Origin of the sequence: Oceanobacillus rekensis, assembly GCF_002153375.1 — a bacterium.
In the GTDB taxonomy this organism is placed as follows: Bacteria; Bacillota; Bacilli; order Bacillales; family Amphibacillaceae; genus Oceanobacillus; species Oceanobacillus rekensis.
This window is the reverse complement of the sequence record NZ_MTBQ01000002.1, coordinates 324,715-350,546: the sequence shown is the minus strand read 5'-3', so window position 1 is coordinate 350,546 and position 25,832 is coordinate 324,715. Positions and strand designations below refer to the sequence as shown.

The 25,832-nt window shown below is 38.6% G+C and carries 21 protein-coding genes; 11 read left to right on the top strand and 10 right to left on the bottom strand.

The annotated features are described in order from the left end of the window. Nucleotides 1-383 precede the first annotated feature (383 nt). Nucleotides 384-1,169 (bottom strand): HAD family hydrolase, encoded by a 786-nt coding sequence (locus BV906_RS05600; protein ID WP_087972461.1) that lies wholly within the window; start codon nt 1,167-1,169, stop codon nt 384-386. A gap of 152 nt (nt 1,170-1,321) precedes the next feature. Here BV906_RS05600 and BV906_RS05595 point away from each other — a divergent pair, with 152 nt between their 5' ends. Then, nucleotides 1,322-2,416 (top strand): branched-chain amino acid aminotransferase, encoded by a 1,095-nt coding sequence (locus BV906_RS05595; protein ID WP_087972460.1) that lies wholly within the window; start codon nt 1,322-1,324, stop codon nt 2,414-2,416. 130 nt (nt 2,417-2,546) lie between these two features. On the opposite strand, the gene BV906_RS05590 is transcribed toward BV906_RS05595, so the two are convergent. Continuing rightward, entirely contained in the window at nt 2,547-2,744 is a 198-nt protein-coding gene (locus BV906_RS05590) for an alpha/beta-type small acid-soluble spore protein (protein ID WP_087972459.1), read from the bottom strand. Nucleotides 2,745-3,032: 288 nt separating this feature from the next. Here BV906_RS05590 and BV906_RS05585 point away from each other — a divergent pair, with 288 nt between their 5' ends. Beyond that, nucleotides 3,033-3,494, top strand: a complete 462-nt coding sequence (locus BV906_RS05585; protein WP_087972458.1) for an SRPBCC family protein — start codon at nt 3,033-3,035, stop codon at nt 3,492-3,494. A 210-nt stretch (nt 3,495-3,704) separates the two neighbouring features. Continuing rightward, nucleotides 3,705-4,571: a YitT family protein gene (locus tag BV906_RS05580; protein WP_087972457.1), complete on the top strand. Its 867-nt coding sequence runs from the start codon at nt 3,705-3,707 to the stop codon at nt 4,569-4,571. 56 nt (nt 4,572-4,627) lie between these two features. Here the strand turns inward: BV906_RS05580 and BV906_RS05575 are convergent, their stop codons facing one another. The 3 genes from BV906_RS05575 to mbcS all read right to left on the bottom strand — a co-directional run bounded on the left by BV906_RS05575 (nt 4,628) and on the right by mbcS (nt 7,679). Next, complete coding sequence (locus BV906_RS05575; protein WP_140321963.1) at nt 4,628-4,954, bottom strand: hypothetical protein; 327 nt, start codon at nt 4,952-4,954, stop codon at nt 4,628-4,630. 66 nt (nt 4,955-5,020) lie between these two features. Further along, nucleotides 5,021-5,995: a dipeptidase gene (locus tag BV906_RS05570; protein WP_087972455.1), complete on the bottom strand. Its 975-nt coding sequence runs from the start codon at nt 5,993-5,995 to the stop codon at nt 5,021-5,023. A gap of 103 nt (nt 5,996-6,098) precedes the next feature. Then, nucleotides 6,099-7,679 carry an acyl-CoA synthetase MbcS gene (mbcS, locus tag BV906_RS05565; RefSeq protein WP_087972454.1) on the bottom strand — a complete coding sequence of 527 codons (1,581 nt, stop codon included), beginning with the start codon at nt 7,677-7,679 and terminating at the stop codon, nt 6,099-6,101. 131 nt (nt 7,680-7,810) lie between these two features. Here mbcS and BV906_RS05560 point away from each other — a divergent pair, with 131 nt between their 5' ends. Further along, nucleotides 7,811-9,181 (top strand): tetratricopeptide repeat protein, encoded by a 1,371-nt coding sequence (locus tag BV906_RS05560; protein WP_087972453.1) that lies wholly within the window; start codon nt 7,811-7,813, stop codon nt 9,179-9,181. Between the two features lie 226 nt (nt 9,182-9,407). Here BV906_RS05560 and larE read toward each other — a convergent pair whose 3' ends face one another. Next, nucleotides 9,408-10,247, bottom strand: a complete 840-nt coding sequence (gene larE, locus BV906_RS05555; protein WP_425435170.1) for an ATP-dependent sacrificial sulfur transferase LarE — start codon at nt 10,245-10,247, stop codon at nt 9,408-9,410. 212 nt (nt 10,248-10,459) lie between these two features. On the opposite strand from larE, the gene BV906_RS05550 reads away from it, so the two are divergent. From BV906_RS05550 to BV906_RS05535, 4 genes are all read left to right on the top strand, one after another. Continuing rightward, the gene (locus BV906_RS05550) at nt 10,460-11,302 is read left to right on the top strand and encodes an ABC transporter ATP-binding protein (protein ID WP_087972451.1); all 843 of its coding nucleotides are present in this window, start codon (nt 10,460-10,462) and stop codon (nt 11,300-11,302) included. Further along, nucleotides 11,235-11,987, top strand: coding sequence for an ABC transporter permease (locus tag BV906_RS05545; RefSeq protein WP_087972450.1), 753 nt, complete (start codon nt 11,235-11,237; stop codon nt 11,985-11,987). The genes BV906_RS05550 and BV906_RS05545 overlap by 68 nt, the downstream gene beginning before the upstream one ends. A gap of 34 nt (nt 11,988-12,021) precedes the next feature. After that, complete coding sequence (locus BV906_RS05540; protein ID WP_087972449.1) at nt 12,022-13,032, top strand: aliphatic sulfonate ABC transporter substrate-binding protein; 1,011 nt, start codon at nt 12,022-12,024, stop codon at nt 13,030-13,032. Nucleotides 13,033-13,151: 119 nt separating this feature from the next. Then, the gene (locus BV906_RS05535; RefSeq protein WP_087972448.1) at nt 13,152-14,156 is read left to right on the top strand and encodes a GTPase; all 1,005 of its coding nucleotides are present in this window, start codon (nt 13,152-13,154) and stop codon (nt 14,154-14,156) included. A gap of 558 nt (nt 14,157-14,714) precedes the next feature. Here BV906_RS05535 and BV906_RS05530 read toward each other — a convergent pair. Next, entirely contained in the window at nt 14,715-16,136 is a 1,422-nt protein-coding gene (locus BV906_RS05530; protein WP_087972447.1) for a SpoVR family protein, read from the bottom strand. Nucleotides 16,137-16,386: 250 nt separating this feature from the next. Here BV906_RS05530 and ymzB point away from each other — a divergent pair, with 250 nt between their 5' ends. Continuing rightward, nucleotides 16,387-16,782, top strand: a complete 396-nt coding sequence (ymzB, locus tag BV906_RS05525; RefSeq protein ID WP_245843987.1) for a protein YmzB — start codon at nt 16,387-16,389, stop codon at nt 16,780-16,782. 37 nt (nt 16,783-16,819) lie between these two features. On the opposite strand, the gene yhbH is transcribed toward ymzB, so the two are convergent. From yhbH to BV906_RS05510, 3 genes are all read right to left on the bottom strand, one after another. Next, on the bottom strand, nt 16,820-17,992 hold the full coding sequence (yhbH, locus tag BV906_RS05520; protein ID WP_087972446.1) for a sporulation protein YhbH: 1,173 nt from the start codon (nt 17,990-17,992) through the stop codon (nt 16,820-16,822). A 166-nt stretch (nt 17,993-18,158) separates the two neighbouring features. Beyond that, the gene (locus tag BV906_RS05515; protein WP_087972445.1) at nt 18,159-20,054 is read right to left on the bottom strand and encodes a PrkA family serine protein kinase; all 1,896 of its coding nucleotides are present in this window, start codon (nt 20,052-20,054) and stop codon (nt 18,159-18,161) included. A gap of 101 nt (nt 20,055-20,155) precedes the next feature. Then, the gene (locus tag BV906_RS05510; RefSeq protein ID WP_087972793.1) at nt 20,156-21,214 is read right to left on the bottom strand and encodes a hypothetical protein; all 1,059 of its coding nucleotides are present in this window, start codon (nt 21,212-21,214) and stop codon (nt 20,156-20,158) included. Nucleotides 21,215-21,997: 783 nt separating this feature from the next. Between BV906_RS05510 and BV906_RS05505 the strand changes: the two genes are divergently transcribed. Beyond that, nucleotides 21,998-23,542: a Ppx/GppA family phosphatase gene (locus tag BV906_RS05505; RefSeq protein ID WP_087972444.1), complete on the top strand. Its 1,545-nt coding sequence runs from the start codon at nt 21,998-22,000 to the stop codon at nt 23,540-23,542. Between the two features lie 179 nt (nt 23,543-23,721). Further along, on the top strand, nt 23,722-25,818 hold the full coding sequence (locus tag BV906_RS05500; RefSeq protein WP_140321962.1) for an RNA degradosome polyphosphate kinase: 2,097 nt from the start codon (nt 23,722-23,724) through the stop codon (nt 25,816-25,818). Nucleotides 25,819-25,832 lie beyond the last annotated feature (14 nt).

The window sequence follows — 25,832 nt, the reverse complement described above, 5'->3', positions numbered from 1 at the left end:
TGCGGCATAAGGTAAGCAACTTCGGCGACCGCTCTGGGAAATACACTCACGGTTCGCGGGGGCTGGTGAGCCAACTTGCGCTAAAGCGCTGCGTTGGCTCACCGATGCCTCCCGTCCCGCAGAAGACTCCGTGTATTTCCCAGAGCTGGAGAAGGTTGCTACAATTACTGTACTTGCATTATCTAACAAAACATAATGTAACTTCACCAGTCCGGCATCGCTGTGGGCGGTGACTCCTGCGGGAAAAGCACGTGTCCGAAGACCTGAAGAGTGGTTTTCACTTCGGGGCTGAGGCCGTGCCCTAAGGTGCGCATCCGCCCGGAGTGACCCCTGACGGCAGCAAAAGCACACCACTTCAAAAAATATAAGTGGTGTGCTTTTTATCATTGCTGCTTCTCAATTATTGGGAGTAGTTCATCCAATTTGGTAATTTCATATGTTGGGATTGTTTCCCCTTTTGCCTTTTGATGCCTGTTAATCCATACAGAAGTAATTCCAGCTCGTTCCGCTCCTAGAATATCGGTATTTAGATTATCTCCTACCATGATCACTTCATTGTTTTTAAGTGATAACAATTCCAATGCATGTTCAAAAATAGATGGGTCTGGTTTTCCTTTACCAAAAGCCCCAGAAATAACGATTCGATCAAAATAAGGTACTAATTCCGGAGTCAAATCAAGTTTTGTTTGTTGCAAATCAGGTGAACCATTTGTCAACAACAACAACTGATATTTTCCTTTCAGCGTCTCAAGCACCTGGATGGCATCATCATATAAAAGTGCCGTTTTCATCCGTTCCCTAGGAAAAGCCTCCGCAAGTTCTAACCCAAATTCAGGATCATCAATTCCTAAATCACTTAATCCTTTTGTCCAAGCTTCTTTTCGGTAACCTGGAGCAATTTCCTTTAGTTTTCCAAATTCCTCTCCTTCATCCAGAAATTTGGCCCACAGTCCTTCAAAAGGATTAATCCCAATCATCTTCGTAAAATCATATGTATCGTATGAAGCATATATTTCTCTCGCACTCTCCCTTACCTTGACTTCCAGCTCGTTTGGATCAATATTATATTTCACACTTGCCAGCTCACACGTTTTTTCAAATGCATCTTTCACACTTTTTTCATCCCAAAGCAATGTGTCATCCAAATCAAAAAATACTGCTTTAACCATATTTCCAGCTCCCTAAAAACATATTTTCCTTAACTAGCATACTATGGTACTATTCATTTAACAAAGTAAATTAAATATTAAGTCTTGCGAAAATTTGATTTATCCCTTATGATAAATAGAAATTTTAAAAACAAAACAAGGAGTTAATTGATATGGGAGAACAGACTATTCGCGTACAACTTAGTGAAACGAAAAAACAAAAACCTGAATCGGATCAGCTTATTTTTGGTAAGACATTTACAGACCATATGTTTGTAATGGATTACTCTGAACCTTTAGGGTGGCATAATGCGAGCATTGTACCATATCAACCTTTAACAATCGAACCCTCCGCAATGGTATTCCATTATGGTCAATCGGTTTTCGAGGGATTAAAGGCATTCCGTACTGCTACAGGAGATATTCAACTATTCAGACCGGAGAAAAACCTTGAACGTTTGAATCTCTCCAATGATCGCCTTTGCATACCACCGATTGACGAGAATTTTGCTTTAGAAGCAATTAAACAGCTTGTATCCGTGGAAAAAGATTGGGTCCCAGATGCACCGGGAACATCCCTGTATATCCGCCCATTTGTGATTTCCACTGAACCATATCTCGGCGTAGCACCATCAAGCCATTATAAATTTATTGTCATTTTATCACCTGTTGGCGCTTATTACAAAGAGGGAATTAACCCGGTAAAAATTGCTGTGGAAGATCATTACGTTCGTACCGTTAAAGGTGGAACTGGTGAAGCAAAAACCGGTGGTAACTATGCAGCAAGTCTAAAAGCACAGGAAATGGTTGCTAAAGAAGGTTTTGCACAGGTTCTCTGGCTTGACGGTGTCGAGCGGAAATATATCGAAGAAGTTGGAAGCATGAACGTATTCTTTAAAATTAACGGTGAAGTTGTAACACCAAAATTAAACGGAAGTATCCTTGCTGGTGTCACAAGAAATTCAGTTATCGAGCTTCTGAAACATTGGAACATTCCAGTATCGGAAAAAAGAATTTCCATGGAAGAATTACATCAAGCACACAAGGACGGCACATTGGAAGAGGCATTTGGTTCTGGAACTGCAGCCGTTATCTCTCCAATTGCCCAATTGACATGGGAAGGCGAAGATATGATTGTTAACGGTGGAAAAACCGGAGAAATCTCCCAGAAAGTTTATGATACAATAACTGCTATTCAATATGGTAAAACAGAAGATCCATTTAATTGGCTCGTGAACGTGGCAACAAAAAACACCATAAAAAATTAAAAAGTTGAAAAGGATACCTCTAGGGAATTTTCTCTAGAGGTATCCTTTTTCTTTTTACATCATCCAGCTTCAGGCGCCCGTATAGCGAACTGATGGATTGCCTTAACACTCCGCTATACGGGTACTTGCACTATTTGTTCCCGTTCATACTTTCTTCGGCGATTTTAATCATTCGCTTGACCATTTCGCCACCCACCGATCCGTTTTCACGTGCAGTTGTATCAGCTCCAAGTTCAACATTAAATTCATTTGCAATTTCCTGTTTCATCTTGTCCACTGCATTTTCAGCACCAGGCACTAACAATTGATTTCGATTGTTGTCAGCCATCCAGATCACTCCTCGGTGTATTCGAACAGAAAAATTTCTGTTCTATGCTTATCATCTGTAAGATTATTTATATTATTCATTATGCTGTTCACGCCCGTCTGGAGGGTGCTGATACCCGAGCGGGGCTGCTGTTCACCCGTTTGAGATGTGCTGGCGACCGAGTGACGGCGGGGCGCGCCCGCTTGAGTACTATGCGGGATAATTTTGGTCTAAAAAAGTTAGCCTAAACATATATTAGCCTTGCATGTTAATTTGAACACAGAAGTACATAAGGAGGAGAAACATCTAGTGGCGAACAGTACGCATCATATAGAAATGGACGTATCTATTTACAAAATTTGGAGTTTTATTAGTTCAATTGATAACTGGGCTGTTCTTGTACCAGGGTATGCTGATCATAGCATTTTGAACGATAGAGAATCGATTTGGAAGATACATGGCGATATTGGAATCATAAACAGAACCGTAAATTTGAATGTTACGATTACAGAATGGGTTGAACCTGCGAATATCCGCTTTCATCTAACCGGATTAAATGAGGCATGTATTGGTGAAGGTTACTTCCAGGCAAGTGCATTATCTGACCAGAAAACCATGGTGACCGGTTTCCTGAGTGTCAGCGTAAAAGGGATGATGGGACCAATGATTAATCCCATATTAAAAACGATTGTTCCAAAGGTTGGAAAAAATTTGACTGAGAAAGTGAAGGCTGAAATTATCGAGCAGGAAAAGTTAAGAGTAACTGTATAAGCGTTTTTTCATGGGTTTTCTATTGAGAATCCATGTTTTATTTATATCCCATTCCCAATCAATTGATATATTACGTAACATTGAAATAGTGAGATACCCATAACGTCTTTGGTCCCCATTTTCTTTTATAGTGCGAGATATAGCTATTTACTCCTTTCCTGCCGAGTGATAAAGTATAAGTTGCATCAACACACGGAAAGGAAACACAACATGAAAAAAATATTGCGCAATAAATTAGCATCCCAATATATATATATTATTTTAGGCGCTACACTTGTCGGCCTATCCTATAATATATTTTTCCTCCCTTCAAGACTAGCAGCAGGTGGTATTTCAGGGGTCAGTACGATTTTGTTTGAGATTTACGCATTAAGTCCTGCGATGATCCAAATGATTATTAATATACCAATTTTCATTATTGGCTGGATTGCTTTAGGAAAGGATTTCAGTTTTAAATCATTAGTTGGAACGTTTTGGGTCCCTTTTATTATTTTCCTTTCAGCGGATATCCCGATCACTGTGACGAATCCATTTCTAGGTGCATTATATGGTGGGATTTTGCTTGGAGTCGGGCTTGGAATTGTTTATAAAGGTAACGGATCAACCGGTGGAACAGCAGCCATTGCACAGATTGTCAAGAAGTTCACTGGTATATCCAGTGGCTATTCCCAATTTATCGTAGACGGACTTGTCGTTACTACATCGATTATTGTCTTTAGTCTGGAACTTACATTATTTGCCCTGCTGGCTATCTATATTTCAGGAAAAGCGATTGACTTTGTACAATTACGTACTTCTGCAACAAAACTCATCTTAATCATTACAGAGGAAGAGGAAAAGATTCAGTCCCTCATCCATGATGGAATCGACCGTGGACTTACAAAGGTCCGCTCGGTTGGTGGTTACTCCAATCTTGATAAAACGATGATTATCTGTGTTACCGAGCAGCCGGAAGCCGTTCAGTTGAAAAAGATCCTGCAAAAAGAAGCACCAACATCATTTGTTATTTTCTTAAATGCATCCGAAATTCTCGGTCGTGGATTTTCATTGGATAGATATTATGGACAAAAATTATAGCAACTAAACAAGCACGCCGGAAAAGGCGTGCTTGTTTGTTCTAAAATAAAATTATTTTAATGGGAATGATTTACGCTGTGGGTAATTTCTTCCAAAAACGTTTCAGACTTTGTATGATCATGCAACCCACAATAATATACGATTGTTTTAACCTCATGAGAAATATTACATGTGCGACTATACCTCATAAAGTTTTTCCAATATGTAACTTCATGTGTATCCGTCTGAAAAACATTTATATCGGTACCATACTTCTTCCAATTATGTTGCATATCAGTTGTTTCATAAATATCATTTTCAACAACTGCTGCTTCTGCTTCCATTAGTGGGATCGTTACAAAAATAATAAATATAAGACTAATTACAAAAGTCAGTTTCCTCAATTTTACCAGCCCAATCACTAAGTTAATGAAAAATCTTCGCTTCCTTTTGGTTAATATAGGTAAGTTTTAAGCGAAATATACATTTGTATTCATTCCCGGTCGATGGTCCAAAAAGTTTTGATAAGCAAATCCTTTCACTTCAGCTTCTGAATACAATTTTAAAAGCTCATTAATTAGGTTTTGATAATTAGCTGCATTTTCAAGATTAGTGACAAAACTACTGATTCCATCAAAATCCGAACCAAATCCAATCTGTTTCACAGCCCCCAATGAACAAAGATGTTCTATATGTTTTAGAAGATCTGTGATAGTGGCTTCTTCACGTTCATGATTAATAAAGGGTGGATTGTATACCACATGTATCAGGCCGTTTTTTGCAATCATACGCTTTATCTGGTCATCAAATAAATTCCTCGGATGATCACAAACTGCACGTGCATTGGAATGACTTGCAATCGGATAATCGGCAAGTTCCATCATATCCCAGAAACCCTTTACAGTGGAATGGGATACATCCGTAAAAACACCATTCTCATTATTTAATTTGACTACTTCTTTACCAAGTAATGTAAGTCCACCCCCACGTGGTTCCTCAACTCCATCTGCACAGAGATTGGCATGGTTCCACGTTAATCCGATTGAAAGCACACCTAGACGGTATAATTGACGAAGCTTCATTAGATCATTGCCAAATGGATCGGCACCTTCCAATGTTAAGACAGCCCCAATCTCGCCCTTTTTCAATGTATCGAAATCGGACCAGCTCCTTATATGGATCATTTCAGGGTTTTTTCCGATAACTTCTGTGTAAAACATATCAATCTGTTCCAATGCATGCTGCCATTTCTCATCTGATGGGACATCCGGATGAATGAAAATAGCAAAAAACTGTGCCAGAACCTGACCTTGTTTTAAGCGATCCAGATTTGTATCAATCACGTCTGAATTCCCGAAATTTAAAGGATTCATATATCCATATTGTCCCCTTTTTGCAAGTTGCAATTTTAATAGTGCATCACAATGTGTATCAATTATTTTCATAAAACCGCTCCTTTTTCTATTTGGAAATGAGGGAAGTGTCGTTAATTCACTACACCTTAACGAAAAAAAAGCGAAGAGAATAAGCTTCTCTCCACTTTCATCGTTAATTACTTTTATTTTGCTCACGTTGTCTCAATTCGATTCGGCGAATTTTACCTGATGATGTTTTTGGCAATTCATCAATAAATTCAATCCTTCGTGGATACTTATATGGTGCGGTTAATTGTTTGGCATGATTTTGTAATTCTCTAATCAACCCTGGATCATTATAATCGACATTTCCCTGAAGGACGATATATGCTTTTACGACATTCCCACGAACTTCATCCGGACTCGCAATTACCGCACATTCTTTTACGGCAGGATGTTTCACCAATGCATCTTCCACTTCAAATGGTCCAATCGTATATCCAGAGCTAACAATAATATCGTCATTTCTGCCTTCAAACCAGAAATAGCCTTCCTCGTCCATTGATGCCTGATCACCTGTGATATAGAAGTTCCCTCTTTGCGATTTCTTGGTGCGCTCTGTGTCATTATAATAACCTTTAAATAATGCAGGTGTATCAAGCGGAATTGCAATATCACCCACTTCTCCTACTGCAACAGGATTACAATCTTCATCAATCAATTGGGCATTATTACCTGGTGTTGGTTTCCCCATCGAACCGGGTTTCACCTTCATGCCTTTTAAAAATCCGAGTAGTAAAGTATTTTCTGTTTGCCCATAACCATCCCTAACAGTAACACCAAAATGTTCCTCAAATTTATCAATGACTTCACGGTTCAATGGCTCACCCGCAGATACGGCACTATGTAATTCTGGTATATGGTATTCGGATAAATTATCAAGTTTTGCCATGAGACGATATTCCGTTGGTGTACAGCAAAATACATTGACTTCATTTTGTTCCAATAAACTCAAATATTTTTTCGGTTCGAATCTGCCATTATACACAAAGCCAGTTGCACCTGAACCGAGTACAGAAAGAAATGGACTCCATACCCATTTTTGCCAACCTGGAGCAGCGGTTGCCCATACTGTGTCCCCATCACGTATACTTAACCAGTTTTCCGGGGCCGTTTGCATATGTGCATATCCCCAGCCATGTGTATGCATCACGGCTTTTGGATTACCTGTTGTACCTGATGTATATGGTAAAAATGCAATATCATCCCGAGTAGTTGGAACAATTGAAAGCTTATCAGTTGCAGATAGTTTAAGTTCATCAAGGAAATGCCAGCCACTGGAAGCATTTCCAACCGTAAATTTTACTAACTCATCATATTGTTGGATGCCATTAAATTCTTCCGTATAATCTGCGAAGCTAACAACACCACGAACTTCACCATGTGTAATTCGGTACTGTAAATCCTTTGTACGGAACATTTCCGAGCTAGGAATAATAATAATTCCCGTTTTTAATGCAGCTAAATATACTTCATACGTTTCAATAAGACGTGGCATCATGACAAGTAATTTATCACCGCGCTTTAGTCCTTTTTGGTTAAAAAGATTACCAATTCTATTTGCGTTTCTGATGAGAGTATCATATGTAACTTCTTTCTTTTCTCCTGATTCATCTTCCCAAATCACCGCTTTACGGCCAGTATCCTGTGCATATTTTTCAATTTCCATTACGATATTATAATTTTTTGGAGCAATTAAATCTTCTCTATTCATATAAATACCTCCCCTTAGTACCTGATACTAATTTCTAATCATTATATCAGATAAAAAAATATTAAGAAATGATTTTGTTCGTTGAAATTTCCTTACTATGTTATCATTGTTTTAATAAAGGGGGAGTTTCAATGAGCATAAATCAATTCCAAATTCGTGTGAATAAGAAAGAGCTGACACTTACCGCTGAACAACTCGTCTTCTATAAACAAAGTAAAGTACTGGAAGCAACTGATCAAAATAAAAATCATTATTATTTAATTTTTTATAAAAATGATTTTATCAATGGCGCTAAAAGCAAACATATCAAAATAAATTCCTACATCCACCATGCATTTACAAAAGGCATCCACTTCAAAGGGTCTCACCCGATAACCACACAAGTTCTAAGAAATAAGACAACTTTTCACCTTATCCCGTTCAACCAACTTTTTAAAAACATTCAAAAGTCATATCCAAAATTAGAAACTGCACTAATTATCTCCTACTTTGATTCATTTACGAAATCAGGTTCCGTTGAGAATTTATTTAAACGTACGTACTACGATTATCGTAGAAATGGTCAGAATCTGACTGCCTATAAACTTTTGAAAACATTCATCAATGTTGGGTGTGAGAGTAAATTTGCGCATGATATGATGAATGATATGCAGCTTAGTAAGTATCGCGGACTATACGAGAAAATGCTGGATGTGTACGAAAAGGACCCGATCAACTTTGAAGCTGCCTCGTTTGATGTTCTATGTAACAATAAATCCACAGAACTTCTTTTCCAATTATATAAAGAGCAGGATCGCCCCCTAGATGAACTAGCTGTACGAACAGCAATGCTCAGGTCCAAATTTAGCAAATCAAATTTTGAAGCTATCCTCACCAACATAAATCATTTACCTATTATAGATAAAATACTATTTTTACAAGAGTTTAAACCAAATACTTCTATAAATAAAGAGCTAATGAATATCATAATGAATGCTGGTGATGCAAATCAAATGACAGAATTCCTGATGTCTACCAAATTATTGGTACCTGATGAGCAATTAGAGATGACCATTCACAGCTTTGAAAATACTGACGCTACCTTATTATCCACTTACTTTTCTAAATCTAATAAAAGATTGCTCAAGCTATCCAAGAACAACGCCTATACAATGGAAAAAATGATCAAACCTTTTGTATCTGCCTTTTTGGATGGGTATCCGCTCAGCGATATTCTCGACTGGTTTAAACCTTTCCATGATGCAGGACATCAACTGCCTATCGAACGGAAGCTATTAAAAATGAAAAAAATGATGGAGGACCCTGATCAGCAATTTGAGCTCGGGGAATTATATGTTCAGTTTCGTCAATATGAAAAATCCATCGACTGTTTCAAATGGGAAATGGAACTTAACCCGGAAGACCGGAAACCTATTACACACTTATCAAAAGTCTATCTGGAATTGGGAGATAAGGAAGAAGCTGCTGCATATCAACAGCTTTTGATTCAGATGAGTAAGTAAGCAGTTATCACATAAGAAGGAGATGTTCAGGTAATCATTGAGTGCTTGTGGCAATATCGTAGGCGTACTGATTTTAAAGTTAAATCAATGAGTTTATATACAAAGGATTCTGTACCAATAAAAAAGTGACTGCTAAATTGCTGTACAATTTAGCAGTCACTTTTTGTGATACTCTCTCATTTTCGTAGGTAACAGTACCTAACTTACGAACAGGCTTCTTATTTAATTAACCGATTTCTGTTTCCAATTGTTCTTTAGGTAATACTTCGTTCATGCTTCCAGTGCGATATCCTTTTAGGTCAACAGAAACATAATCGAATCCGAGTGAAACGAGTTTCATTTGGATTTGTTCACGTTTAGCAATAAAGTCTGCAATCTTATCTTCTGTAACTTCAACTCTTGCCACATTTGCGTGATAACGTACACGAACCATATCAAAGCCAAGTTTAATTAGAAAAAGCTCTGCCTCATTTACTTGACTCACTTTCTCACGATTAATTTCCGTACCATATGGGAATCTAGATGCTAGACTGCATGATGCAGGTTTATTCCATACAGGTACATCCAATTGTTTGGACAGTTCACGGATTTCCTGTTTATACATTCCTGCTTCCTGTAGAACACTGCGTGCGCCCTCTTCTGTTCTTGCTTTCAGTCCTGGACGGAAATCATCCATATCATCCATGATCATGCCATCAAGTACATACGGAATAGCCATTTCTTTTGCAATATCATTCAAGCGAGAATAAAGCATTTTTTTACTGTGATACCAGCTGTCTGGAGTATTTGCTGCGATGGCAGGATTCTCGAGTTCTTTCATCTCTGTTTTCAGTACACGGACACCCATATCCTCTGCAAGTTTAACAGCACCATCAAATTCTTCATTACGGAAAAGTTCGGATGCTACGACAACAGCAAGTACGTTATCCCCTAACTCCTGCTGTGCACGTTTTAATAGGAAAGAGCTGTCTACACCACCAGAGAAAGCTACTAAGACACGACCCATTCCAGATAGAATTTCACCAAGTTGTTCATTTTTTTCATGAAGTGTTTTATTCATATCCATTCTCCTCACTTTCTATTTATAAACGTTTTAATAAACGTTAGCTAACAAATATATTTTATACCTAGTTTAATCGTACTGTCCAATCGAAAAACTGTCAATAAAATCGCTTAAATTATTTAATTTCTATTGACAAATTTCAATAAAAGTTACATATTATACTAATACGATAAAACCTATAAAACTACTTTGAATTAAAAGGGGGATGAGAAAAAATGTATTTAACACTTGATGGAGTTGAAAAAAAGTTTCAAAGCAATACAAATAACGAAGTAAAAGTATTGGATGATATAAGCTTCGAAGTGGAGAAAGGACAGTTTGTATCTATTGTAGGACCATCAGGCTGTGGTAAGTCTACTTTACTATACTTGGTTTCCGGACTCGAAAAAGCCTCTAAAGGAAAAATTGAAATTTCTGGAGAACAAGTAACCAAACCTGGTCCAGATCGTGTTGTCGTTTTCCAGGAGGACGGACTTTTCCCATGGTTAAACGTTCTCGATAATGTAACATATGGCCTTCTTCTAAAAAAAATGCCTAAAAAAGAAGCTGAAGCGAAGGCAACGGAAATGCTGAAACTTGTCCATTTGAGCAATTATGCCGACTCCTATCCGCATCAACTTTCAGGCGGAATGAAGCATCGTGTAGCTATCGCACGTGCACTTGTAATGGATCCGGATATTTTATTGATGGATGAACCATTTGCTGCCTTGGATGAACAAACAAGAATGGCATTACACAATGAGCTGTTGGAAATTTGGAGAAAGACAAAAGTCACTGTATTGTTTGTGACACATAATATACGTGAGGCTGTACTCTTATCACAGAAAATTATTGTCATGGCAACACGTCCGGGGAAAATTAAAGCAACATACCATGTCCAAACAACTCAGGACGGTTATACACCAGATAGTGTCACACTTGATCTGGAGCAAAAAATACTTGCAACACTTGAAGAAGAAATGGAGAAAGTACTGAAGGAGGAACTTGGAGATGATTACAACTTTAAGAAGAGTGATATTCATCGCGATACTAATGGTGATATGGGAAGTGGCATCTAGACTGTCCACTGTTCCAACCTTCATGTTTCCAGGTGTATTGCAGGTGTTGGAAACACTCTTTAACGGAATTATAAATGGTCAAATTACTGGAGCAATCTTCCAAAGTATTGGTCGACTTCTAGTTGGTTTTACTATTGCGGTCATAGTAGGACTGATACTTGGTTATTTAATCTGGAGATACAAACTTGTTGATGATACATTAGGATTTCTCGTCGTAGCACTACAGTCTATCCCAAGTATCGTCTGGCTACCACTTGCAATCGTCTGGTTCGGTCTTGGGGAGACTGCTATTCTGTTCGTCGTTACAATTGGGGCAACATGGACGATGACAATGAATACGACAAGTGGGTTTAAAAATGTACCGACACTATACCAACGTGTTGCCAGGACATATGGTTCCAGCGGATTCCATTTATTGCGTACCGTCATTATCCCTGCATCCATCCCGCAAATCATATCCGGTTTGCGTCTCGCTTGGGCATTTTCATGGCGTGCACTGATGGCCGGTGAATTACTTGGTGCCGGTGGAGGCCTTGGTCATCTACTTGAAACAGGCCGTTCACTCGGACAAATGGATTTAGTTATTTCCGTCATGATTATCATCGCAATTATCGGTACAATTATGGATAATGTTGTTTTTACAAGATTGGAGAAAAATGTTCAGAAAAAATGGGGATTAAGCTAATAAATTATAAACTATACTAAATGGGGGTAATAAAATGAAACGCAAAACAATTAAATTATCAATTCTTATTACTATTGTAGCCCTTTTTCTATCGGCATGTGGCAGCTCTTCTGATAGTGAGGGCGATGGTGGAACAAATGAAATAACCATTGGCTACTTTCCTAATATGACACATATCGCAACAATTGTCGGATTGGAAAATGGCTACTTTGACGAAGCGTTTGGAGAAGATATTACGATTGATACAAGAACGGTTACAAATGGTGGATTATTTATGGAAGCCATGGCAACGGATGCAATTGATGTTGGTACAGTCGGTCCTGGTCCATTACTCAATTTTTATGTGAAAGATTCCAATTATCACATGATATCTGGTGCTGTCAATGGTGGTGCAGTACTAGTCGCAGATAAGGACAGTGGTGTAACGGAAGTGGCAGATCTGGACGGTAAAACAGTAGCTATTCCAGTTATTGGAAGTACGCAAGATGTCATGCTCAGGAAAGCACTTCAGGAAGTTGGTCTCTCACCTACGACAAGTGGTGGAACGGTAGAAATGCATGCAGCAGCACCGGCAGACTCGACGACACTTTTCGCCCAAGATTCCGTTCAAGCAGCAGCAACACAGGAACCATGGGGATATGTACTCGAAACACAGGCAAACGGGCAGAAATTGCTTGACTGGGATGAATTTGCATGGGGGAAAGACTCAACCAATACTGTTGTTGCAGCTACTGCAGAATTTAAAGATAATGAAGAGTTAGCTAAAAGCTATTTAACAGCACATAAACAAGCTGTCGAATTCATTCAGGAAAATCCAGAAGAAAGCCAGGAGTTAGTTATTAAGCATTTGAAAGAACTTACTGGCCAGGAGCTTAATGCAGATGAAGTCGAAGCAGCCTTTAATAATCTCGAAGTTACAACCGAAGTAAACGAAGAAGTTATTCAGGAAATGGCAGATATTAGCTTGGAAGCAGAATATATACCAAGTAATGATATTGATGGCCTAATTGATTTGTCTATTTTGGAAGGCTTACAGGGAGAATAATAATTAGTAAATAAAAGCTGTGGACGATATCCTGTCCACAGCTTTTTCTATTCTATTCGGTTCACACGTGTTTCAAGTTCACCATTTTGGTAATATAGAGAGTAAGGAGCGTGTTTGTCTTGGCAGAATTCAATGAACAAGAATTTGAAGAAGCATATGAGCAGGAAACAAACAGAGTAAATGCACAGTTAGATGAGGAAATCCTTTTTGCCATGATTGGCGATGTCAATACAGGTAAATCTTCGACGATTAATCAGATTATCGGTGAAGAAGTTGCCATGGTTGGTGCAAAACCAGGAGAAACAACAGGGATTGACCGCTATATATATCGCGATAAAATCATATTCGCAGATACACCAGGACTTGATGATATTAATAATAAAAATTCCGAGGAAACGATGAATTTTTATAAAAATGCAGATGTTATCTTATTTTTCTTAAATGCTGCAGGAACCGTCTTATCAGATGGAGAGAAGAAATCATTTGAACTGATTTCCAAAGAAAATAAAAATATCCTCTTTGTATTGAATAAAATCGATGCTGCAGATGATATACCGAGCCTTGTCAGCTATGTAAAACAACATACAAATCATAAATATAAAGTCGTTCCAATATCATCACGAACTGGTGAAAATATTGATAAATTGAGAAATGAAATTTTGGACATACTTAAAAAAAAACATAAAGAAATCCAATTCGCCAGACTAATAAAAGAAAAATCCTCCATCGCGAATAAATGGATCTTAGGTGCAACAGGGTCGGCAACAGCAATCGGTGCTGCACCATTACCTGGGTCAGATTTCGTTCCATTAACAGGGATTCAAGTTGGACTGATGGTAAAATTGGCAGCATTATATGAAAAACCCTTATCCAAGAAAAAAGCAAAAGAACTCGCAATTGCAACCATTACAGGAAATATCGGAAAAACATTATTCCGTCAAGTCGTCAAATTTATCCCTGGCGCAGGATCTGTTGCCGGCGGAAGTATTGCAGGCGGCATGACATTGGCACTCGGTTACGCCATCAAATATGCCTATGAAAATAACATCGAACTCGACGCCAACTCCCTAAAATCCCTATACGAATATTTCCGTAATAAGGATGCTAAGGAGATAATTAAATAATTACCTGACCCTTCCCTTTTTTTGCAGATCACAAAGAGAGCTTGAATTTCCAAGCTCTCTTTGTGTTAGCTATTTTCGTATAGATTGTTGTTACTTACCCCGTAGTCGAGATAAATTGCGAACTAACTACCATGTATTTTAGATTCTATCTACAAAATAAAAAGTGAAGTAACTGTTGGCTCATTTCCAAACACGTGTGCTTTGCAGCCGTCCGGGATCCTGCGGGCGGATGCGCACCTTAGGGCACGGCCTCAGCCTCCTCGAGAAACCCACTGTGCGGGGTCTTCGGACACGTGCTTTTCCCGCAGGAGTCACCGCCCTCCGCTCACCCGGACTAGTGAAGTTGTTTGATCTGATTTTTAAACATCACTAAGCAGTTAATCGTCTGCAAGCTCAAAACCAGGTCTGGGAAATATACGTAGACTGCTGCGGGAAGGGAGGCATAGGTGAGACCCCGAAATGCGTCTGCATGAAGGGGCACACCAGCCGCCCTAAGGTGCGCGAAGTATATTTCCCAGAGCGGCCGCTGAAGTTCACCTTATGTGCAGTAGCTTACATCTACAAATTCCGCTTCGCCAAATCCTTTCCGTCATAAGTGAAAGCGACTTTTCTATCTTCAATTGTCGTTTCCATATGAACCGTTCTCCCCCATAATTGATGGATATATGGCAACACATGCTCAAGGTAACGAATATCCAGCTCGATTCCTTCATAGCCATGGACAAGATATAGCTCACCATTTCTTAAATAATCTCCATTTTCAACGACAATATATGGAAACCCACCATTCACTCTCATGGAGATGAGCTGGTCCCTGACCTGTTCATAATCCTTTTCTGAAATACGATAGTCCCTTCCCTTTTTCTCGAACAAGTACATATCTTCCTTTTGCGCCAGTTCCTTCGTTAAATAGTTCCGGATAAATGAAATATCCGATTCAATCTCACGGACTTCAAAAATTTTCTCTCTACCCGAATTCGATTTATAGCCGAGCTTTTTCATTTCTTCTGTTGGATTATTATATCTTTCCTCGATATCTTCAAAAATTTTTAAGCCTAAGTAATACGGATTAATCGACGTTTTTGATGGTTGAACAACACCTGCATTCAGTTTGGAAAATTCAATTGTATCACTTGTTGTTAAATCCATTTCCCTTAAGATTCGCTGATGCCAATAGGATGCCCATCCTTCATTCATAACCTTTGTCTCCAGCTGCGGCCAAAAATATAGCATTTCCTCACGCATCATCGTTAAAATATCACGTTGCCAGTCTTCTAATTCCCTGCTGTGCTGTTCAATAAATAATAAGATATCTTTCTCAGGATTTGGCGGCAGCTTTTTGATTTTTCTTCTCGTCGTCGGTTTTTGATCGGCTGGCTTGTCATCCAGACTCCATAAATCATCATATTTCGTTCTAATTTTTGGCTGTTCCGCTTCTTCCTCCTCTTCTACATTCCGATTAGCTGGTAACTTGGAACGGACAAGAGACGGGTCAATATGTTCCTGAATCGAAAGGATAGCATCAAGGAAGCTTTCCACTTCTTCCTTACCATACTTCATCTCATAGTCTGCAATACGCTCTGCTGTTGCTGTCATGCTTTCTACCATATCCTTTCTCGTATTGGAGAAGCGGACATTGTTTTTGAAAAAATCACAATGGGCCAGTACATGTGCAATGATTAGTTTGTTTTGAATGAGGCTATTTGTATCAAGCAAAAACGCATAACAAGGGTCCGAGTTTATGACAAGTTCATATATTTGACTAAGTCCAAGATCATACTGCAGCTTCATTTTATGAAACTGCTTCCCAAAACTCCAATGCGTAAATCTTGTTGGCATGCCATATGCTCCGAATGTATAGATAATATCTGCTGGACAAATTTCATAGCGCATCGGATAGAAATCAAGCCCGAATCCGGTTGCGATTTCTGTTATTTCATCTATTGCATAACTTAGTTCTTTCGTTTGCTCCACATTCATCCCTCCAGAAGTGCTTTATACAGTTTATGATTGGTACAGAAAATAATGTCCATAAAGTGAAACTTCAATCAGTGGGGGGATCCCTTTTCCCTCACTGATTGTTAGCACCGCAAGGGAGACCCGCAGGCCCTTGAACAGAATCGGACCTTTACGGGCAGTTAACCCCTACACATATATATTTCTTGGTCTTTTTGAAACCTTTTCCTTAAGGGGGTTTACTGCCCGTTAAGGTGGGGAAAAATTGGATAAGGTGTATGAAGCGTATTATCAGGGTAATCTAAAAGCAGGAGGGATTCATATGGAGCAACAGGCATTATCAATCGAAGAATTTAATGATAAACTTAAATCATGGACAGGGAAAAATATTAAAATCACAAAAAAGGAACTGAACGATTTAGATGAAACGGAAATAGAACTGCAATACGTCTCCTATTCCAACAATACACAGAGCATTGATGATTATGTGTCCGAGCATTCCTTAATATTAAGTGGTGAAGGGGAAATTGAAAACGCTGAAAATCAAATGGAACCACTACCTGCCCCACGCTATGAAATACCGCTGGATGACACATCCAACTATTATTTTGACGGTAAATTATTTAACTTAAAAACTGATCGGGCAACATATACCATTGAGGAAAAGTAATAACACTCCCCTCTTATGTCAGAGGGGAATGTTATTTTCAAACGGTAGTTTTATCCTTATGGAAGAAACTCTTCATCGCATGGTACACATCACCTTTTTCTTTTAAAACATAATGACGGAATTTCGGGTCATCAATTTTTTTATAGGCATTCATCAATGTTGAATAACGGTTGTAGCCATTCACTTCTCCGTAACCAAACATGTTGGAGCATTCCATTATTTCATTGACTAATTTGATACACTTCGGATTATCGGAGGAGATATTCTCTCCATCCGAAAAATGAAATGGGTAGATATTATAGCGAGATGGATTGTACTTATCATGAATCACTTCCAAAGCTTTGAGATAGGCTGAAGAACAAATGGTTCCACCGCTTTCCCCTTTGGAAAAAAACGCCTCTTCGGTAACAACTTTTGCTTCCGTATGATGGGCAATAAATTCAAATTCCACTGTTTCATATTTCGTACGCAAAAAGCGATTCATCCAGAAGAAAAAGCTTCTTGCCATATATTTTTCGAATGTCCCCATTGATGCACTCGTATCCATCATGGCAATAACAACTGCTTTGGACTCCCGCTTAATCACTTCATTCCAAGTCTTAAAGCGCAAATCATCATTATGAATCGGGGTAATTGCTGCCTTGCCATCCCGGGCATTCCTTTTTAACGCTGTCAAAATCGTACGCTTTTTATCCACATTACCCATTAGCCCTTTTTTACGGACATCATTGAATTCAACTTTTTCGGTTGTGATTTCTGCTGGTTCTTTCCGCTTGAGGTTCGGTAATTCCAACTCACTAAAGAGGGCATTCTCAATTTCGGCAATCGATACCTCAGATTCATAATAATCATTGCCAGGTTTATCGCCAGCTTTTCTGCCTTTGCCGGCTCCATTCTGACCTTGTTGCTCTGCATTCGGATCACGTGCGATAACATCCCCAACTTCCGAACCACCGCCGCCTTGGCCGACATGCTTTGATTTTTCATAATTATAGCGGATTTTATATTCATCCAAAGAGCGAATCGGAATTTTGATGACATCACGCCCATTGGACATGATAATATTTTCTTCACTGATTAAATCTGGTAAGTTATTTTTTATGGCATCCTTCACTTTGTCACTGTGGCGTTTTTGATCCTGATGACCTTTTCTGTGGAGAGACCAGTTTTCCTGGGAGACAACGAAATTTTGGTCCTGCTTTTCTTGCATTCTATCCTCTCCTATTATTTAAATTTTCAGTATTTTATTAAACTATATACTTTCTACTTTCTACTTTCTTTATCCTATGCAAATAGAAACAAGTTATTTCCAATAATTCATAATTGGTATGAAAAAAGGGACTAACTTAGTCGTTAGTCCCGAATTTATTTTTAGGTTAGCGATTTAATAGGCTGCCTACATAGCGAAGCAGGTCATTCGCCGAAACGGAATTATAGCCATGTTCATCTATTAAACGAGCTATTACTTCATTTACTTTTTTCAATTGCGATTCATCCGGTGTTTTCGATGATGTCGTAATCTTCACGACATCTTTCAAATCTGCGAAAAGTTTCTTTTGAATTGCTTCACGGAGGCGTTCATGGGAATTATAATCGAAGCGCTTTCCTTTTCTGGCATATGCAGACAGACGAATAAGTATTTCCTCACGAAATGCTTTTTTTGCATTTTCCGAAATTCCAATTTGTTCCTCGATTGAGCGCATTAACTTTTCATCTGGATTCATTTCTTCCCCTGTCAGTGGGTCTCTCAGTTTATTTTTATTACAATAGGCCTCCACATTATCCAGGTAGTTATCCATTAATGTCTTGGCAGATTCTTCATACGAATAGACGAATGCTTTTTGTACTTCTTTCTTCGCTATTTCATCATATTCCCTTCTTGCAACAGCAATATAATTCATATATTCATCTAAATCGTCTTTCGAAATCGATGGATGCTGTCCAAGTCCATCTTTTAAGGAGCGTAATACATCGAGTGCATTAATCGATGGTACTTCCTTACGAATAATTGTGGAAGATATCCGGTTGATAACATAGCGGGGATCAATTCCTCCCATTCCCTCATCCTGGAATTCATTTTTCAATTCCTCTGCATCGATTTGGTTGAAGCCTTCCACACTTTCTCCATCATATAGTCGCATTTTCTTAACGAGATCAATTCCTTGTTTCTTCGATTCTTTGAGTCTCGTCAAAATAGAAAAGATTGCTGCAGCACGTAATGCATGTGGTGCTACATGGACATCGGCGATATCACTCTCACTAATCATCTTCTTATAGATTCTTTCTTCCTGACTCACTCGAAGATTATATGGAATTGGCATGACAATCATACGAGAATGGAGTGCCTCATTTTTCTTATTTGAAATAAATGAGCGGTATTCCGATTCGTTTGTATGGGCTACAATCAGTTCATCCGCAGAAATCAATGCAAACCTTCCCGCCTTGAAATTCCCTTCCTGTGTCAATGATAGTAAATGCCAGAGGAATTTCTCATCACTTTTTAAAATTTCCTGGAACTCCATCATCCCACGATTCGCTTTATTAAGTTCCCCATCAAAACGATATGCTCGTGGGTCTGATTCCGATCCAAATTCGGCAATCGTTGAAAAATCAATACTACCGGTTAAATCAGCGATATCCTGAGATTTCGGATCGGATGGACTAAATGTTCCAATGCCGACACGTTTATCTTCTGAGAAAAAGATACGTTCCACTTTAACATCTTCAATTCGACCATCATATTCCTGTTCCAGCCGCATCGTATTCAACGGGGATAGACTTCCTTCGATACGAATCCCGTATTCCTCGGAAAAATCATCACGTAAATGCTGTGGAATCAAATGTAGCGGATCCTCATGCATTGGACAGCCTTTAATGGCATAAACCGCTCCCTTATCTGTACGCGAGTATTGTTCCAAGCCTCTTTTCAACATGCTTACAATCGTGGATTTCCCCCCACTAACAGGTCCCATCAACAATAATATACGCTTACGGACATCCAATCGTTTTGCTGCTGGATGAAAATACTCCTCCACCAATCGTTCAATCGCTGTCTCGAGCCCAAAGATTCCTTCACCAAAGAATTCGTACATCTTTTGTTCGTCTCTTTCCGCTACACCAGCATCTTTAATCATATTATATACACGTGAATGAGCAGTCTGAGCAACTTCAGGTCGTTCTCTAACAATTTCCAAGTAGTCAGCGAATGTTCCTTCCCATACTAAGCGCTTTTCTTCTTCCCTATAGTTTCTCACCTTGTTTAATATACTCATATTTACTCCCTCCATCATGCAGCGGTTTATATATCCTATGCACGTACATCTGGATTCATGCTATGCGTAATCAGTTTCGAGTTGAAAGTAGTATAATAAATTTATATCTTCATCAGTAATGCATACGCCATTTCGATATCTTTATCGTTGCAGCTGAATGCTTTCTCATTTTTTTCCAAATACTTCACAGCCTCACTTAAATCTTGAATACCTTTTTTCATATAGGATTTGTAATGGCTATTAATGGAGTTAATCTGATTTGCAAACCTTTCATCTGTTCCGGGTGTCACCGTTTCTTTATATAAGTCAATGATAGTTTCCCCATCACGAGTCGGGAAAAATTCATGTGGATCTGTGCTATCAAAAATACAGAAATCAAGCTCACGGACAAGTACCATGTCTAAGCTGTTTGGGTCAAAACTGCAATGGTATAATTCCATATCAAAACCATATGCAACACATGCTTTTACAATCTTTTTCATAAAGGTTGATTTCCCAGTCCCTGCACGCCCCTTGATATAATAGACATGTTTTATATTTTCGATTAGATCTGGCACTTCATTCACGACGCCATCTGCTGTATTGGTACCAAAGAACCTATGGTATACATGCGCTTGTTCGTTTTTTATTTGTTTGTTTTGTAAGACTTCCTGTATTAAGTTATCCGCCATTTCGTCTGCACGTTTGAAGTTCATTTCTTTAATATAGATTGCTTCCAGATCATCATGAACTTGTAGACCTGTTGCAAAATTTTGATGGGCCTTTGTCACGAATGAATCAAATTTATTCTTGTTTTTCAAATAGTCATCCGTTTCTTGAACTCTCCCAATGATCGGGTTTAAATCCAGTTCCATTGAATTACTTAAGGGTTTCAAGGGAATTCTATCCGTTATAATAGCTACTGATTTCGCACGGATGATTATCCCATCCAAATAATTTTTTCCTAATGGGCTTTTTAAAATTTCGATATCATCTGTTGTGTCATAGTGATTGATAGCCCGTTTGATTAGCCTTGTTTTTACCATTTCAGACGAATGCTTTAATACGATTATTCGATTTATGTTTTTGATATTTGTAGGTAAGTAATTAAGTAGTCCTTTAGACGTATTACCGCTCACATAATAGCTTTGATTGGACAAATCACCACATCCTTTTATCATTTTTAGCAGGATAAGAAAGTACGAAAATTTTCCTATCTGCATAAGTGCGGCTTGGCATTCGCCCAACCTCATAGCAAACACCAAGTTTTCTAATAGTTTATGTCATGCCCAGATTCATGTGAATGTTATGATTAATATTACAAACGGAAGCAAACCATTCCTTTCTGCGGGGTCTTCGGACACGTGCTGTTCCCGCAGGAGTCACCGTCCAGAGCAATCCCGGACTAGTGAAGTTGTATGATGCTATTTTAACTATTGCAAGTACAGTAATTGCAAGCCATTTCTAACTAGCTGTGGGAAGAAAGGCATCGGTGAGACACTGAAATGTGTTAGCATGAAGGGGCTTCACCAGCCGCCTTAGGATGGCGCGCAGTGTATTTCCCAGAGCGGTCGCCGAAGAGACGTAGTTTATGAAGCAGTTCCTAGTCTTTGTGACAAAAGCAACATACTTAGAAAGGCGGAGGTGACTGGTTAGAGGCAAACGTATAAGCAAGGGACCGGAAAAGTGCATGAATTTGACTTGAAGTGTCCATTGCTTATACGTTTGCCTCAAGGAGCCGTAGCTGAACATCTTTGGGCGGGGCGAGTAGCTGCAGTCCAAGTCTTTAAAAACAGCCGTTTTAATAGAAACGTCTTCAGGTTTGTCTATTGCCAAACTAGGGGATTAAAGAAATAATTAGGATTATCCGGGAATTACGAATGTCTTGTTAAATATTCGGTAACATTGCCTTTAAAACAGTGAAATATACATCTTATAATAACTTACAGAAACTGGTGATAGTAATGAAAAAAAGCTACTATGCAGTCATTGATATCGGGTCAAATACGATGCGATTCGTTGTTTATAATCAAGAAAATTCTGGTCGATTACATGAAGTTGAAAACGTTAAGGCTGTTGCTCGCCTGCGTAACTACCTTGATGAGGAAAGCATGTTAAACGAGACTGGAATTAGGAAATTGATTTCAACACTCCAAAGCTTTAAAAATGTAATGGAAACCTATCAATTGGACAACTTTGTCGTAATTGCTACTGCAACCATTCGCCAAGCACGCAATAAGGATGAAATTAAGCAGATCGTTCTGGATGAAATCGGCTGGGAAATGCGGATATTATCTGAAAGAGAAGAAGCAACTTATGGTTATCTATCTGTTGTCAATTCCACTTCTATTACCGAGGGAATCACCATTGATATTGGTGGCGGAAGTACAGAAATAACTTATTTTAAGAACCGAGTTTTACAGGAATATCACAGTTTTCCTTTCGGCGCATTAACATTAAAGGAATTCCTTAAACAAGAAAATTCTATCGAGAAAAATTTGATGAAGTTACGTGGATTTCTGCAAGAGCAGTTCAGCACCTTAAACTGGTTGCAGAATAAATCTGTTCCATTGATTGGTATCGGTGGAAGTGCTCGTAATCTGGCGCAAATCGATCAAAACAGGAAAGCCTATCCTCTTGCAGGACTACATCAATATCAAATGAATGACAGTGATATTGCTGCCATCGTAACCTATCTTGCAACACTTGAAAAGGATGAATTGGAAAAGGTAGAGGGACTTTCCAAAGACCGAGCGGATACGATTTTACCTGCTGCTAGTGCTTTTCTTAATTTATACGAAGTAATCGATGCAAAAGGGTTTATCCTAAGCAGAAAAGGACTCCGTGATGGTGTTTTCTATGAATATTTATCAGGAAACACAGAAACAAATCTATACCCGAACGTGCTTGAGGACAGCTTAATAGAGTTAATCTATGAATACAAACTGGATTTTAACCAAATCCAGCATATCGGGTTGCTAATGGAAAAATTATTTAAAGGACTACAGTCCAAAGGGATTTGGTCACTGACAAAGGAAGATTGGATACCATTAAAGCGGGCTAGCTATGTATATAATCTTGGAGAATATATTGATTCTGAATCAAGCCCTCAGCACACGTTTTACCTGCTGGCCAATCGGACCATTGATGGGCTTATGCATATGGAACGTCTAAAATTGGCATTGATCGCATCCTATAAAAACAAAACGGTTTTCAAACAATTCATCGCTCCTTTTAAAAACTGGTTCTTAAAGGAAGAGCGGAAAAAAATAGAATTACTTGGCTCCTTACTTAAATTTACTTATTGTATGGATGCAACCAACAGACAGGTAATAACAAACTTTGCTATGGAAATTGGCGAGGAAGTAATAACGCTGACATTCTATTGTAAACAGGATTACAAACCGGAACAGTACCAGCTAGAAAAACAGAAGAAGCATTTGGAAAAAACTCTCGGAAGAAATATTGACGTCATTTTTCTATATAGCGAAAAAGATTTAGTGGGTTAATTTTTACTTTTTCCTTAAAACTTTACAAAAACTTATCATTTATTGTCGAATAATTGTTATACAATTAAATTATTAGTGTTTGAAAATGAAGGATAAAAATGACCAAGAAGTTCGATGTGTTATTTTTACCGAACTTTTGGAATACCTGCTAATAGCGACTTCATTTAAGGGTGATTATATTGAAAACAACTGACAAACTAATTGATTTGGATAACCCAATGTATTACAACAATAGAGAACTTAGCTGGCTTGCCTTCAATAAAAGAGTTCTTGAGGAAGCAAATGATACGAGAAACCCACTTTTGGAGCGATTTAAATTCGTTTCCATATTCTCTTCCAATCTGGATGAGTTTTTCATGGTTAGGGTTGCAGGCCTAAAAGATCAGGTGAAAGCTGATTTCAATAAACCTGAAAATAAAGCTGGGCTAACACCAAAGCAGCAATTAGAGGCAATATCCAAAGAAAACCATTTGCTCGTAGAAAGCCAATACTTCATGTACCGTCGTCTTCTTTCCGAGCTTGCAGAAGAAAATATTTCAGTTATTACAGCTGACGAACTAACAGCTGAACAGAATGAAAAACTTGAAGCTTATTTTGATGAATATATTTTCCCTGTCCTGACACCGTTGGCCATCGATGCCTACCATCCTTTTCCAATGCTTTCCAACAAGTCGATTAATATGGCAATCGTACTGGAAGATCTGTATGACAAGCAGAACCCAATAACGAAAAATGCGATTGTCCAGCTCCCTGCATTACTCGATCGCTTTATGAAGGTTCCAGGGACAGATCAATATATTTTGCTTGAAGATATTATTTCACACTATATTCATAAACTGTTTAAAGGATATCATGTTCGTTCCATCACCGAATTTCGGATTACGAGAAATGCCGACCTGACAATACATGAAGAGGGCGCAAGGGACCTTCTAAAGGAAATTGAAAAAGAACTGAGGAAGCGAAAATGGGGTGCTGCCGTACGACTTGAGGTCCGTTCAGATAAATACGATGAAGCGATTGTAAAGTTTCTTTTATATGTATTGGAAATCCACGAAAAAGATATGTATGTGGTTGACGGCCCGCTTGACCTTACCTATCTTTTTGGCTTTTATAAGAAAGTACAAATCGAGAATGAACATTTGATTTATGAAACACTTATGCCACAGCAACCACAAGATATTTCTCGTGAGGAGACAGTCTTTGAAGCTGCTGAGAAAAGAGATATTTTTCTGCATCATCCTTATGAATCATTCGAACCTGTCGTTGATCTTGTTAAAGATGCTGCAAATGATCCCGATGTTTTGGCGATTAAACAAACGCTATACCGCGTCAGTGGGAATTCCCCTATTATCAAAGGATTGAAACAGGCTGCTGAAAATGGGAAGCAAGTCACTGTACTCGTCGAATTAAAAGCAAGATTTGATGAAGAACAAAATGTACAATGGGCAAAGGAATTAGAAAAGACTGGTTGCCATGTAATTTATGGCATGAATTCTCTTAAAACTCATAGTAAAATTACATTAATCGTCCGTAAACGCAAGGAAAAAATCGAACGTTTTGTCCATCTTGGAACAGGAAACTATAATGATTCGACAGCAAGTTCGTATACGGATATGGGCATCATCACAACGAAGCGAAAATTCGGAATTGATGCCACCCATTTCTTCAATTATTTAAGTGGATTTACTGAAAAACCTAATTTTAATCATCTATCCATGGCCCCTTTTGATATTCAGGAAGATTTTATGCGCTATATAGACGAGGAAATTAGTTTTCATAAAAAGAAGGAAAATGGAAGAATTATTGCCAAAATGAATTCCTTAACAGATAAAATTCTAATCAGGAAATTTTACGAAGCTTCCCAGGCAGGCGTAAAAATAGACCTCATCGTCCGGGGAATCTGCTGCCTGAAGCCCGGCATTGCAGGTGTCAGTGAAAACATCCGTGTCAGAAGCATTGTCGGACGCTTTCTGGAGCATAGTAGAATCTTTTATTTCCATAGTGATGGGGACGAGCGAATTTTCCTTTCTTCCGCCGACATGATGACAAGAAATATGAAAAAGCGTGTCGAGCTACTGTTCCCAATCTATGAGCAGTCAGTAAAAGAAAGAATTAAAGACGTATTAACCGTCACACTAAATGACAATGTCAAAGCAAGGGAACAGGCGAGCGATGGCACCTACCACTATACAAGCGCAAAACATGGAGAAAAAGAAGTGGATAGTCAAATGAAGTTGTCTGAGATTGCTTATCAGGTTTTGGATGATGAGGAGTAGGCACAACTTTAGAG